At 37.8% G+C, this 13,104-nt stretch carries 13 protein-coding genes; 5 read left to right on the top strand and 8 right to left on the bottom strand.

What is annotated here, in order from left to right; genetic code table 11:
- Nucleotides 1-2: 2 nt before the first annotated feature.
- The 4 genes from zwf to glpK all read right to left on the bottom strand — a co-directional run bounded on the left by zwf (nt 3) and on the right by glpK (nt 4,944).
- Entirely contained in the window at nt 3-1,463 is a 1,461-nt protein-coding gene (gene zwf, locus JOC59_RS00125) for a glucose-6-phosphate dehydrogenase (protein WP_205142766.1), read from the bottom strand.
- A gap of 195 nt (nt 1,464-1,658) precedes the next feature.
- Nucleotides 1,659-2,852, bottom strand: a complete 1,194-nt coding sequence (locus JOC59_RS00120; RefSeq protein WP_205142765.1) for a CynX/NimT family MFS transporter — start codon at nt 2,850-2,852, stop codon at nt 1,659-1,661.
- A 175-nt stretch (nt 2,853-3,027) separates the two neighbouring features.
- Nucleotides 3,028-3,237 (bottom strand): IS3 family transposase, encoded by a 210-nt coding sequence (locus tag JOC59_RS09520; protein WP_375792760.1) that lies wholly within the window; start codon nt 3,235-3,237, stop codon nt 3,028-3,030.
- A 207-nt stretch (nt 3,238-3,444) separates the two neighbouring features.
- Complete coding sequence (glpK, locus tag JOC59_RS00110) at nt 3,445-4,944, bottom strand: glycerol kinase GlpK (protein WP_205142889.1); 1,500 nt, start codon at nt 4,942-4,944, stop codon at nt 3,445-3,447.
- A gap of 158 nt (nt 4,945-5,102) precedes the next feature.
- Here glpK and JOC59_RS00105 point away from each other — a divergent pair, with 158 nt between their 5' ends.
- Together JOC59_RS00105 and JOC59_RS00100 are read left to right on the top strand one after the other, a co-directional pair.
- A complete protein-coding gene (locus JOC59_RS00105) occupies nt 5,103-5,420 on the top strand; it encodes an MFS transporter (RefSeq protein WP_205142764.1) in 318 nt (105 codons plus the stop codon).
- A gap of 3 nt (nt 5,421-5,423) precedes the next feature.
- The gene (locus JOC59_RS00100) at nt 5,424-6,305 is read left to right on the top strand and encodes an MFS transporter (RefSeq protein WP_205142888.1); all 882 of its coding nucleotides are present in this window, start codon (nt 5,424-5,426) and stop codon (nt 6,303-6,305) included.
- Nucleotides 6,306-6,423: 118 nt separating this feature from the next.
- Here the strand turns inward: JOC59_RS00100 and nrdI are convergent, their stop codons facing one another.
- A complete protein-coding gene (gene nrdI, locus JOC59_RS00095; protein ID WP_205142763.1) occupies nt 6,424-6,900 on the bottom strand; it encodes a class Ib ribonucleoside-diphosphate reductase assembly flavoprotein NrdI in 477 nt (158 codons plus the stop codon).
- A 170-nt stretch (nt 6,901-7,070) separates the two neighbouring features.
- On the opposite strand from nrdI, the gene JOC59_RS00090 reads away from it, so the two are divergent.
- From JOC59_RS00090 to JOC59_RS00080, 3 genes are all read left to right on the top strand, one after another.
- Nucleotides 7,071-7,868 carry an HAD family hydrolase gene (locus JOC59_RS00090; protein ID WP_205142762.1) on the top strand — a complete coding sequence of 266 codons (798 nt, stop codon included), beginning with the start codon at nt 7,071-7,073 and terminating at the stop codon, nt 7,866-7,868.
- A 103-nt stretch (nt 7,869-7,971) separates the two neighbouring features.
- Nucleotides 7,972-8,982 (top strand): D-alanyl-D-alanine carboxypeptidase family protein, encoded by a 1,011-nt coding sequence (locus tag JOC59_RS00085; protein WP_205142761.1) that lies wholly within the window; start codon nt 7,972-7,974, stop codon nt 8,980-8,982.
- A 121-nt stretch (nt 8,983-9,103) separates the two neighbouring features.
- Nucleotides 9,104-10,171 carry a DUF1002 domain-containing protein gene (locus JOC59_RS00080; protein WP_205142760.1) on the top strand — a complete coding sequence of 356 codons (1,068 nt, stop codon included), beginning with the start codon at nt 9,104-9,106 and terminating at the stop codon, nt 10,169-10,171.
- Here the strand turns inward: JOC59_RS00080 and JOC59_RS00075 are convergent.
- Genes JOC59_RS00075 through trpX form a run of 3 tightly spaced genes read right to left on the bottom strand, consistent with a single transcriptional unit; the run spans nt 10,168 to nt 12,822 of the window.
- Nucleotides 10,168-10,935: an ABC transporter ATP-binding protein gene (locus tag JOC59_RS00075; protein WP_205142759.1), complete on the bottom strand. Its 768-nt coding sequence runs from the start codon at nt 10,933-10,935 to the stop codon at nt 10,168-10,170. The genes JOC59_RS00080 and JOC59_RS00075 overlap by 4 nt on opposite strands.
- Entirely contained in the window at nt 10,928-11,827 is a 900-nt protein-coding gene (locus tag JOC59_RS00070) for an ABC transporter permease (RefSeq protein ID WP_205142758.1), read from the bottom strand. Before JOC59_RS00070 ends, JOC59_RS00075 begins: the two co-directional genes overlap by 8 nt.
- The gene (trpX, locus tag JOC59_RS00065) at nt 11,824-12,822 is read right to left on the bottom strand and encodes a tryptophan ABC transporter substrate-binding protein (protein ID WP_205142757.1); all 999 of its coding nucleotides are present in this window, start codon (nt 12,820-12,822) and stop codon (nt 11,824-11,826) included. The genes JOC59_RS00070 and trpX overlap by 4 nt, the downstream gene beginning before the upstream one ends.
- Nucleotides 12,823-13,104 lie beyond the last annotated feature (282 nt).

Here is a 13,104-nt window from a genome sequence, read left to right as displayed (position 1 = left end):
AACTAACCTTCGTAAATCCAACGGTGGCCATCACGTGCCAATAATTCATCAGCAGCTTTAGGACCCATTGAACCAGAAACGTAGTTAGGGAATTCTTGTTGAGTAGCATCCCATGCAGATTGGATAGCATCAACGAACTTCCAAGCAACCGCAACGCCATTCCAGTCAGCGAAGTTAGAACCGTTACCATCCATTGTATCGTGAATCATGCGTTCGTAAGGTTCAGGGGTTTGCGCTTTATCCTCAGCGGAAACAGTCCAATTTAGTGTAATTGGGCGTGTCTTAAATTCAGCAGTTGTGTCTTTGGCAACCATTGTGTATTCAATACGACCTTCAGGATCAACAATGATTGAAAGCACATTTTTTTCAAGTGGTGCAGCATTAGTAAATAAGTTAAAGCCTTGTTTGAAGACAATATCAATCCGGGTCGTTTTAGCAGCGAGACGCTTACCAGTACGGATATAGAAAGGTACATCTTTCCAACGATCAGATGCAAAGGCTAATTTACCAGCAACGTATGTGTTGTTTTGAGAATCAGCGGGCACATCTTTTTCGTTAAGGTAGCCGTTTTGGGTATTTGCAGCATCAGGACCATATTGACCACGTACAAAGTTTTCAGCAACTTCATCAGGGGTATAAATTTTAAGTGAGTTAAAGGCGGCATTTTTAGCTGCCCGGATATCTTGATCAGTCCAACTAGCAGGTTCGTCCATTGCTAACCAACCAACAATTTGCATGGTGTGATTTTGAATCATATCACGTAAAGCACCTGCTGTATCGTAGTAACCAGCCCGATCTTCAACTCCTAGAGTTTCTGAAAGGGTTACTTGGATGTTATCGATATATTCACGATTCCATGCTTTCGCAAGTAAAGGATTACCAAAACGTAAAGCTGCAATGTTTTGCACCATTTCTTTACCAAGATAGTGATCAATGCGGTAAATTTGATTTTCATTGAAGGCATGAGATAATTCATTATTAAGTTGCTCAGCAGTTGCATAATCAGTACCAAATGGTTTTTCAATCATTAAACGGTTAAATTCACCATTTTCTGAAAGGAGGCCTTCTGATTTAAGTGATTTAGCAACGGTACCAAAGAACCGTGGTGCCACTGACATATAGAAAATACGATTACCCTTTAGGGCAAATTCAGTATCTAGTTTTTCGATGAGGGCTTTGAGCTTAGCATAGTCATCAGCCTTCGTAATATCAGCTTTTTGATAGTCAAAGTGACGTAAGAAATCTATTGGTGCATCTTCTTTCATAAATTCCTTGATTGAGTCACGCACAAAATCTTGAAATTCTTGAGTTGTTAGATCAGCTCTTGATGTTCCAATGATTCCAAAGTGATCTTTTAAGAATCCCTTTTTGTATAAGTTGTAAACTGATGGGTATAACTTGCGTTTGGCAAGGTCACCGGTAGCACCAAAAAATGTTACCAATGTTGTGATTTCTTTAGGCACGATTAAAATCTCCTTTAACATTGTTTGTTAGACCAATAGGAATGTAACCTATTTCACATTTATTATATACTAGAAATAGACGAACTGCGATAAAAATAATCGATTTTTTGAAATTCTTTTTCAAAATGTCATTGAAACGTTGAAAAAAAGTTGCAGAAAATACAGCAATCGTGAATTTAAAAGATCACGGCCAGCTTAATTAAAAATCTTATCAGTTTTTTCTACTAAGTAACCGGCCCAACCCATGATCATGATAGCGAAAAGCATTACCACAATCTGGGGTGTCCATGAATGAAAATGGGCATACGCATTACCAAAGAGGACCGGGCCAATCGCAGCTAGCAGATAGCCACCAGCTTGTACCATGCCCGATAACTCAGCAGTTTCCGTTGCATTACGTGTTTTATTACTAAATGAGGTCATTAAATAGGGAAACAAGGAACCAGTTGCAAGCCCGTTAAATATGTTTAACAGGAGCCAGTAACTAAAATTAGCCGTCGGAAATAGCAGCATTGTAAATGAAATCAGTGCACTACTAGTTGCCAACAAGACAAAGAGTTGGCGTTTATGCTTTGTAAAGCGGGTAACAAAGTTAGGAACGAGAAAAGAAACTGGTAGTGAAACTAAGGCATTAATACCAGCGAGGATCCCTGCTAAGCTAGGACTGAGACCAGCATCACTTGCAATCGTAGGTAACCAAGCAATTGATGTATAAAAAATGGCGGATTGAATCCCCATAAAGATTAATAAAAGCCACGCTTTTTTATTCTGCCACACGGAAATTCGTCGAGAACTAGCAACTTGGTGGGGGTGCCTGTGGGGCGTTAAATGTTGATTAAATTTTAAATTAGGTAACCAAACTAGCAGAGCAAGGCCAATCATCACAGTTAGTAAAATAATTAAAGCTTGCCAGCTAGTGGCATTAGTGATTGGAACGGCTAACATTGAAGCAACTGCGGTCATCAAGCCCATGGTAAAGGTATACATGGCAGTATAAAGTCCAATTTTATGAGGGAAATTTGCGGTAATAATGGTTGGCAATAAGACATTCATTTGTGAAATGCCAATGCCGAGTAATAAGGTACCAGCAAACATTAGTGGGACTGAAAAAATACGTAAAATTGAGCCAACAATCATTAGGAGTAAAACAGCCACGAAAGCCCCCTCATTGCCAAGCTTATGCGCTAATTTAGGTGCAAGTGGTGAAAAGAAAGCAAATGCGAGCAAGGGGAGCGTTGTTAAAATTCCTAATGAGGTTACATTGACATTGAGGCCCTTTGCGACTGTCGTTAAGATGGGTGGAATACTGGTAATGGGAATACGTAAAACGGCACCTAAACAAATAATGCCTGGTAAAAGAAAATTGCTATGGCGGTGATGTGCTTCCATAAATAAACTCCTATATTTTGGTATGTAGTAAGTATGCTCATCAAAAAATAACTATTAAGCCAATTAAGCTTACTATATTTATAATTGAAGTACCAGTTAAGTACTTAAGATGGCGGTGAAAAAATAAAAAAAGTGACGGGCCCCCATAAATTGAAGTGATGTTTTAAGCGCCTAATTAGATGGCATCGTTCTGGAATCCAACCGGACAAATACAATTCAATTTTTCTTTAATTCGTTTGTTATTGTAGTAATCCATAAATACAATAACTGCTGATTTTAGCTCAGCGAACGTTTGATATTGCTCTTGATGTACTGTGCACACTTTTAAAGTTCTGAAAAAGCTTTCAAGTACTGCATTGTCTAAACATGTAGTCTTACGGCTTATGCTTGGGATAATGTGGTTTTTTGATAATGTATTTCCGAAAAAACCCCTCGATTGGATTTACTCCAATTCGAGGGGAGCAGTGCAAAGAGTAAATGCCGTGATTGATGATAAAACTAATAAAAAGGAACGAATTTCGAAGATTCGCTCCTTTTTGTGGTACTTAGCTAATAGCAAAGATGGGACTGCATACGCTAGGTGGCTAGCTTATTATGGCTTGAAAATTTGGGTAGCCCGGACAGCCTGTTGCCAACCATGATAAAGCTTATTTTGTTCGGCTTGGGACATTGTGGGGGTAAAAGTGCGACCGGTGACCGTCATTGATTTGATGTCTTCAATTGAATCCCAATACCCAACTGCTAAGCCTGCTAAAAAGGCGGCACCTAGTGCTGTTGTTTCTTCATCAACTGAACGATGAACATTAGCATTTAGAATATCAGCTTGAAATTGCATTAAATAAGTATTACGAGCAGCACTACCATCAGCATGCATTGTTGAAATTGGAAAACCGGTATCAGCACGTAGCGTTTCGATTACATCACGAGTCTGATAGGCAATAGATTGTAAAGTTGCTTTGATAAAATCATCTTTATTTGTTCCACGTGAAACACCAAAAACGGCACCACGGGCATTTGGATCCCAATAAGGCGCTGAAAGGCCGGAAAAAGCTGGGACAAAATAAACTTCATTAGCATTGGTGGATCGTAAAGCCGCATCTTTTGTTTCTGGTTCTGTTTCAATCATGTGTAAACCATCATGTAACCACTGGATAGCCGAGCCAGCGACAAAAATAGAACCCTCTAGTGCATATTTAATTTCACCTTGCATGGCATAAGCAACCGTTGCAATTAAATTATGAGATGATTTAACAGGTTGATCGCCAGTATTCAAGAGAATAAAAGAGCCCGCACCATACGTATTTTTGGTAAAGCCAGTTTCAAAGCCCATTTGGCCGATAAGGGCAGCTTGTTGATCACCAGCAAGACCAGCGATTGGGACTTGACCACCAAAAAATTGATAACTTTCGGTCGTAGCATACACCTCGGAACTAGTTTTGATAGCAGGGAGCATAGTAGCGGGAATGTTAAACAGCTTGAGTAATTCAGCATCCCAAGTTAGGGTATTGATATTAAAAAGCATGGTTCGGCTAGCATTGGTATAGTCCGTGACAAATGCCTTACCACCTGAAAGTTTCCAAACTAACCAAGTATCAACAGTACCAAATAATAATTCACCTTGTTCGGCACGTTGTTGGGCATTAGGAACATTATCTAAAATCCAACGTAATTTTGAAGCTGAAAAGGCGGTATTTAAAGGGAGACCGGTTTTTTCATGGAGCATTTCAGCATAGCCATCTGCGCGTAATTTTTCAACGATGGCTGTTGTCTGGGTACTTTGCCAACCAATGGCATTATAAATTGGTTGACCAGTTTGCTTATCCCAAACAATCGTTGTTTCACGTTGAGTTGCGATACCAATCGCTTTAATTTCGTCGGGACGGACGCCTGAATTAATCATAGCACTCGCGATAACTGATTGGACACTATGCCAGATGTCGTGCGGATTTTGTTCAATCCAACCAGGATGGGGATAGCTTTGAGGTACTGGTGTTTCTGCTTCAGTGACTCTGCGCCCATTTTGGTTAAAAATTTTTGCACGAGAAGCCGTAGTTCCTTGATCAACGGCTAGAATATATTCAGGTTTTATGATTGCCATAGGTTCCGCCTACTTTCGTTTGATAATAAATTTTAATCCGCTTTCATTTTAACATTTAATAGTGATAATAGGTAAATTATACTGTGTTTTTGGCGCTTATGATATTTTTTTGGTATGATTGCATAGATATTTAATAATTTAGGAGATTTTTTATGGATGAGGATAGTGATAGTATTAAGCGGTCAAGTGCCCGGACAGAAATTGGATTGAAGTGGTTATTGCTAGCATCACTGATAATTAATACAGGGGCGTCAACCTTATGGCCAATCACCACTTTGTACACCAAAGAGGGGCTCCATCAAAGCATGGTGGTGGCGGGTTTAGTGCTAACCATCATGGCATTTTTTATGATGTTAGGTAATTATATTGGTGGTGTGTTATTTGATCGATGGCGTCCGTATTACTCAATTACTTTAAGTACAGGCTTATCAACTATAGCTAGTATTTTACTAATTTGGTGGCATGCTTGACCAATCTATCCGCTATTACTATTTATAATTGGTTTTGGGGATGGCATTATTAATACTAATTTGTATGCGTATGCCGCGATGGTTACACATCATAGTCAACGCAAAGTGTTTAATTTATTAGCCGTTACAATGAATTTAGGGGTTGTTTTAGGGACAATCATTGTTGGATTACTTTATCAACGTGGGGTGACGTACATATTTTTAATGGCGGCCTTAATGTATCTGGGATGTTTAAGCTTAGTTAGCTTGCATTTTAGTCTACCCGCTTTAGCAAAAGTAATTGCCAAAAAAAGATTGGTCTTTCGACCATCAAAAGTAGTGTCAGCGATTGCAATCCTAGTTTTTACAATTTATTTTGGTTATGTGATGTGGGAGGCCCCGATTGCGGTACACATGACCAATTTGGGAATGAGTGTGCAAGACTATACGAATTTGTGGACAATTAATGGCTTAATAATTGTTTTTTTACAGACAGTAATTGGTTGGCTAGCACGAAAATGGAGTTATCAAGCCCGGGTTTTAATTGGCTCAGCGATATTTGCGGTTTCATTTCTAATGCTTACCACAGCGAAGAATTATGTGCTGTTCATTTGTATCATGGCCATCTTAACCCTGGGTGAAATGTTGATTTCACCTAATGTACCAATTTGGGTTGATAATTTAGTTACTGAAAATGTTCGTGGCCAAGCCCAGGGTTTTGTTAATATGATGATTTCGTTAGGACGCGCGGTTGGACCACTAATTGGCGGGGTGATTATAGAGAAATATTCCTACAATGTGTTATTTTTATGTATTTTTCTACTGATTATGAGTGTTGTACTGATTATTTTTATGACTAATAAAGTTACGAGGCATAATAAAGCTATAGATTTTGATAAATCGTAACAATACGTGCTTAAAAAGGCCGAATTTGTAAAAATTCAGCCTTTTTTGCTCGATTGAAGAATTGTCATGTTGTTAGTTACACGTAATTTGGTGAATTAACAAATATAGGTCGGCCCCATTAGCGCCCCGTTACTTGAAGATTATGGTTAATGCGCGCGAGATTTTTGTAAATACGCATGACATCAGTAGGTGTCCCGCGTAGTTCATAGTCATCAATAACAGAACTATTAGTCATTTTAGCATAACGTTTGGCAGTTAAAATGTATTGTTCATTAAAGTTACGATTACCAGAGCCGATTAAACCTAAGACATGCTGATGATTGTTATGATACATAAGGTATTCACCTAAAGTATTAGTCATGAGTTCTTTGACGCCATTATCAATGCCATTACCACCATCTAAATAGGTTGGAACCATTACAAAAAAGTCAGTTGTTTCATCTTTAAAGTCGGTTAAATCAGAAATTTCGGTACTGGTAATAAGGGGTGCTTTGGGATCACGTTGATGTTGGTCAACGGCATAATTGGTCAGCTTTTGAATAAAGTTACGTGTATTACCTGAAATTGAGATGTATAAAATATGGATATTGTTCATGGTAGAACCCTCCTCAGAAATTGGTTTTAATTCTTAATAGTTCATTATAAGGAGATATCGTGTTGCAAGCAATTAAGTAAAAATTTAATTAATAGGTAGAGGTTACTAAGCGACATCTGTATAATGTGGTGGTGTAGAGAGAATTGATAAATAAAGTTGAGGAGAATGCAATGCAACAGCATCTAATTTTTATAGATATTGATGGAACACTCATTCATGACGATCAAACAGTATCACAGTATACTAAGGATACACTTGCGAGATTACAAGCAGCTGGTCATATTGTCTATATTGCGACTGGCCGGATGAAACCACTAGCCGAATTAGTTAGAGCACAACTTAATCCACAAATTAAGCTAATTAATTCTAATGGGGCGATGTACGAATTAGCTACAAAACAATATTATCATTTCTTAGAGCGACCTGCCCTGGCGGATGTTGTCGAAATAGTTGAGCAATATCAAGCACCGGTGCGTTTATTTACTAAAGATCAGGTCTATCATAATTTAGATAATCTTGATAATTTAAATGCATTAAGCTTTTTAGCTAAAAGTCTAGTTAAGGATAGCTTTCATCATTTTAAAAATGCTGCAGAATTAGATAACCGTGGTATTGTGAACGGCCTCGTTGCGGGAGTACCAATTCCAACGATAAAAAAAATCAGGTTAGAATTAGCAAGTTCACCTAATCTAGTTGTCTCTTCATCATCAATGGAAAACGTTGAGCTGTTACCACTGGATGTAAGTAAGGCGTCAGCCGTTAATGCAGTTCAAAAATTTTACAAAATCCCAAAAGAACGAACAATTGTGTTTGGCAATGGCGAAAATGACATTCCGATGTTGGAAGCTGCTCAGGTTAGTGTCGCAATGGCAAATTCAGAAAAAATAGTGTTTGACCATGCTAGCTATCAAACATTAACTAATGAGGCCGATGGTGTAGCCGTTTTCTTGAATGAATACTTCAAATAATACAATAAGATTAAAATTAATAACTTTCATTGACTGTTTATGATTAATTAAGTAATATCGAAAAGGGGGTATCTTATTCTTATATAAAGGGTTTTACTTAATTATGAAAAAAAGTAGTCGTGTATTGTGGGTTAGTTTAATACTTTGCATAATAGGTGGTTTAACACTATCAACGCGAATTGTTAGAGAGGAAGCAACTGTACTTAAAAGTATTAAAGCGATTAAAAAAGCAAGCAAGGTTGACACACGACCGTTTGCTTTACGCAATGTGACAGTACCAAATCTAAAAATTAACGGTCTAACAGCAACAACGAGTATTGCTTATGACACGGTAACTAATCGCTATTTATACGGTGACCAACCGGATAAGAAAATGTATAATGCATCAACGACTAAGCTAATGGTTTTATACTTAGCGTTAAAATATTTACAGACGCACCCCCATGAATGGAGTGCTAAGGTAACGATCAATGGGTCTGTGGCTAAAATGAGTCGTTCATACTATGCTGGTGAATTACCGATGGTTAAAGGTGAGAAATTGACCGTGCGGCAATTGTTTGATAACGCATTAGTGGCATCGTCAAATGAATCAATAACAGCACTGGGAATTTGGTTAGCCGGTAGTAATCGATTGATGATTGAGCAAATGAATCAGCAAGCAGTTAAATGGCATTTAAAACAGACTAAGTATTACTCAGTATCAGGCCTAGACAATGTTGATTTAGTACCATTTGGCTTGAATATTTTAAAGGCGAAGTCGACGAAAAAAAATACTAGTTCAGCACGCGATTTGGTCGTGTTAGCTGACCAATTAATTACGCAATATCCAGTAATTTTAAAGCATGCACAGCTTAAAAATACAACCACAAAGGGTTTTACGCTACCGACAACAAATCGGATGTTAAAGGGTGAAGTGTATGGTAACCCGAAGTTTGGGGTTGACGGGTTAAAAACTGGCACTACCCCGGCTGCCGGTGAGGTGTTTGTAGCCACTGCACAAGCCAAAAACCATCATCGAGTAATTACGGTAGTGATGCACTCAACTAATCGTTTTGTCGATACTAGCAAAATTTTAGCCAAAATTTATCCCTTAACGCAGGATAAGGATGTTTAAAAAATGAGGCTGTTAATTGATGTGACTGGTTTAAAAATTTATTAAACAATTAAGCAAAACAACCATTACTTACCAAAATAGCTTATTATTTAATATGATAGTAATGGAGGATTTTTGCGTGATGAAAATAAAAAAAATAGTAATTAGCTTGTTAGCAATTATGGTATTGGGATTTGTTAGTTTGAGCTTAAATCCTTTGAGCCAAACGATAGTGAATGCTGATACCGCGACAAGTAGTGATGCTACGACGAGTAGTTCGTCTAGTCAAACAGCTTTTAAGACCCCCGTTTTAGCGATAGCTGGCGGCTTAAGTAGTAGTGAACAACAAGAAACGATTAAAGCGATGGGTTTGAATGGCCAAAAAGGTGATTTAGATATTAATAATATCAAAGAAATTACCGTGCATGGCACTGATGCCGAAAAATATTTAAAGCAAACCAATGTTAGTGATGCTGATATTATTAGTTCAATTTATGTCCAACGTGATAATACTTTGAATGGTAGTAATAAAGTGACGATCAAAACGCCTAAGTTGATTTCAAGTGTTACCCAAGAAGGCTATTTAACCCCATTAACAACTGCGGGCGTCCAAAATTTAGCAGTTATTGTGGCAACGGCACCTTCACGAGGCGTTGTCACTGGTGCGGGGGCCTTGACCGGTTTGTATAAAGCACTAAGCGATCAAGGTGTTAAACTAAATGCAGCGAAAATTAAAGTAGCGCAACAAGAATTAACGACAACGACACAAATTGTTAAAAATGCGAAAGCCAAAGATAATGATATGTCGTATTCTGACCGACAAAAGTTAGATACCCAATTAGCAACAGCTTTAGCACAAATTAAAACAGAGCTGGCTAAATACAATAATGAAGAACTAACGACGGCGCAAATTAAGAAAATTGTTGATCAAGTTTTGCAAAATACCAAGTTGAATAATCAATTGAGTAGCAAAGACAATGATTTATTATACCAATTAGCTAAATTATATGTGGCTAATAAAAATAACGTGCTAGACGCTAACTCAATTAAAAGATACAAGAAGTTAGCAAGCACGTTAATTAGTGATTTAAGTAAACGTTGGAACACCGCGGTAAGTTCAAAAGAAGCACAAGGCTTTTTAGCCGCAATAGCTAGTGCGTTGGGAAAATTTTTTACAGGCATCGGGGATGCATTGCAAAAACTATTTTAATAAGTAGCAAAATAGTTAAGGAGGTCAGCTTTTGTTAAGCTGGCTTTTTCGTTGTCACGGACATCAAGCGTAATTTGGCCATCATGAAGGGCAATTAAACGATTACCATATTTTAGCGCATCTTCAAGGCGGTGCGTAATCATTAAGGCGGTCAAGTGATTATCTTGAATTGTTTTATCAGTTAGCTGCATTAATTGGTCACTAGTCTTCGGATCCAAGGCAGCAGTATGTTCGTCTAATAATAAAATCGTTGGATTATTGAGTGTAGCCATTAAAAAGCTTAATGCTTGACGTTGGCCACCTGATAAATCACCTGTCGGGGTGTTAAGTCGTTGATCCAACCCATTACCGGTCGTTTTGGTAAGTACTTTAAATTCAGGTAAGGAGCGCTTTAAGTTACGTGGTAGAAAAGTTCGTTTTAGGCCACGCTTTTTTGCAAGTAGCAAATTTTCAGCAACGGTTAGCCGTGGCGCTGTCCCTAATTTTGGATCCTGAAAAACACGACTAATATATTTAGTTCGGGTAGTTTCATCTTGTTTGGTAACATCATGGGCATTAATTTTAATTGTGCCAGTATCTGCAGTTAAATTACCTGCAATAACATTGAGTAAAGTGGATTTACCAGCACCATTTGAACCAAGTAAAGTGATAAAATCGCCTGGGAAAATATCAAGATTAATCCCTTTTAGGATTTGTAGTTCACTACTAGTACCTTTACGAACAACAGTAGTCAAATTTTCAATGGATAAGATCGGATTAGGCATGGCTACGAGATACTCCTTTCAAAATACGGGTAAAGCCAAAGAAGTGGCGGAATTTAGGACTTAATAGGGCAAGTGCTAAGACGATAGCAGATAATAAGTTTAAATCATTAGCGGCAAAGCCAAGTTGCATCACAAATAGTAAAACAAAACGATACATAATTGAACCGACGACGATCGCGACGAGTCGATTATTTAAGTTTAAGTTACCAAAAGCAACCTCACCAATAATGATAGAGGCCAAAGCAATAACGATAATGCCAATCCCCATATTAACATCTGCGAAACCGTTATTTTGAGCAACTAAAGCACCACCAAACGCAATCAAACCATTAGAGAGCATTAAACCTAAAATAATCATTGCATCAGTTTTAATACCGAGTGAACGGGCCATGATTGGGTTATCACCGGTTGCAATAAAAGCTTGGCCAAATTCACTTTGTAGAAAATAGATTAATAGACCAATTAAAATGATAATGACAAGTAAACCAGTTAAAACGGTATTAAAGTAAGGCGGTAAGCTTTTCATAATACCACTGTTGAGGAGGGTATGTTGATTTAATAATGAAAGATTTGAACCATTTAAAATACGTAAATTAATAGAAAAAATGGCGGTCATAGTTAAAATTCCAGCTAATAAAATAGGAATATTGCCTTTAGTATATAGTAAACCGGTCACCATACCGGCAAGACTACCAGTCAAAAAGGCGGCTAGCATGGCTAAATAGGGGTTAATTCCTTGATGAATTAAAGCGACCGCTGTAGCTGCTCCGAGGGGGAAAGTTCCTTCGACGGACATATCCGCAAAGTTTAGGATGCGAAAGGTAATAAATAGACCTAAACCAAGAATAGCCCAAATGAGGCCTTGACCGATAGTTGATACAATAATATTCATTTGATAATGCCTCCTTGTTTATTAGCTTGGGTAAGTAAATTGTTGGCAACATTAATGCCAAGCTTTTTGGTTTGCTTGGTGTTAATAACGAGCTGACCATTTTTCATAAATTCAACGGGGGTATCACTAATTTTTTGTCCTTTTAGGATCCGGACAAGCATTTTACCCGTTTTACGACCAATTGCGTATTGATTAATTGACTCAGCAGCGACGCCACCCTGTTTGACCATGGTGTTAACTGTTGGAAAGACTGGTACTTTAGCTTGATTAGTTGCTTGAACTAGCACTGGCATAGCACTGGCAATGGTGTTATCCGTTGGTACAAAAACAGCATCAACATTATGATTGTTGACCATTGTTTGGGCCACCTGTGCGAGGTCGTTGGTTTGGGCAATGGTATAGACCTTAATCTTGATACCGTTATCCGTTGCTAATTTTTGCATTTTTTTTGCTTCGGTAGTTGCCGAATCATCTGAAGAGGTGTAAATAATACCTAAAGTTTTAAGCGTTGGCACCATTTTTTTTATTAATTTAAGTTGCGCTTTTAACGGTGCTTGATCAGAGACCCCGGTCACATATTTACCAGGATGGGTTAGTGATTTAACTAATTGGGCACCGACTGGATTAGTTGAAGCAGAAAATAAAACTTTTTTTGTTGGCATGGTATTTACTAGTGCTTGAGCCGCTGGGGTAGCAATTCCAACAGATACTGTCGCATTTTCATTATCAAATTTAGTAGCCATTGTTTTTAAGTTACTTTGATCGCCTTGTGCATTTTGAAAATCGATCTTGATGTTTTTACCATTAACATAACCGTTGGCTTTCAACTCATCCATGATTCCCTTATTGATAGCATTTAAGGCTGGATGGGTCATGAATTGTAAAATCCCAACAGTAGGTATTTTTTTAGCTTGCGTAGTACTATGCATATCATTAAAAAGTGCTATTCCTAACAAAGCAAAAATGATAAAAATAACTGAGTATAACCGCTTCATAAAATTTCTCCCTAAAATAAAATAGTAGACTTTGCTAACAGAATCTTGGCAAAGTCTACTTTGTAAAAAGAAAAAGCCTGCAAGATAGGTTAGCTATCTGTACAGACTTTTGAACGCATAAAAGTTCGCCGGTACAGATGCAAAATGATCTGAGTGACCAAGTTACATCTGTCAAATATAACTTGGGTTACCGACGCCACCAACTATTAACTTGTTGTAGTGAATTAGCCATGTGAAAACTCCTATGTTTTTATCTAAATGATTAAGTTGTTGCAAATATAG

Origin of the sequence: Periweissella beninensis, from assembly GCF_016908275.1 — a bacterium.
Classification (GTDB): domain Bacteria; phylum Bacillota; class Bacilli; order Lactobacillales; family Lactobacillaceae; genus Periweissella; species Periweissella beninensis.
This window is presented reverse-complemented; position numbering and strand designations above follow the sequence as displayed.

What these genes read in the sequence shown, in the direction of transcription:
- JOC59_RS00120 (WP_205142765.1), bottom strand. Translation starts at nt 2,852, where the DNA reads ATGGAAGCACATCACCGCCATAGCAATTTTCTTTTACCAGGCATTATT.
- JOC59_RS00105 (WP_205142764.1), top strand. Translation starts at nt 5,103, where the DNA reads ATGGATGAGGATAGTGATAGTATTAAGCGGTCAAGTGCCCGGACAGAA.
- nrdI (WP_205142763.1), bottom strand. Translation starts at nt 6,900, where the DNA reads ATGAACAATATCCATATTTTATACATCTCAATTTCAGGTAATACACGT.
- JOC59_RS00090 (WP_205142762.1), top strand. Translation starts at nt 7,071, where the DNA reads ATGCAACAGCATCTAATTTTTATAGATATTGATGGAACACTCATTCAT.
- JOC59_RS00085 (WP_205142761.1), top strand. Translation starts at nt 7,972, where the DNA reads ATGAAAAAAAGTAGTCGTGTATTGTGGGTTAGTTTAATACTTTGCATA.
- JOC59_RS00080 (WP_205142760.1), top strand. Translation starts at nt 9,104, where the DNA reads ATGAAAATAAAAAAAATAGTAATTAGCTTGTTAGCAATTATGGTATTG.
- JOC59_RS00075 (WP_205142759.1), bottom strand. Translation starts at nt 10,935, where the DNA reads ATGCCTAATCCGATCTTATCCATTGAAAATTTGACTACTGTTGTTCGT.
- JOC59_RS00070 (WP_205142758.1), bottom strand. Translation starts at nt 11,827, where the DNA reads ATGAATATTATTGTATCAACTATCGGTCAAGGCCTCATTTGGGCTATT.
- trpX (WP_205142757.1), bottom strand. Translation starts at nt 12,822, where the DNA reads ATGAAGCGGTTATACTCAGTTATTTTTATCATTTTTGCTTTGTTAGGA.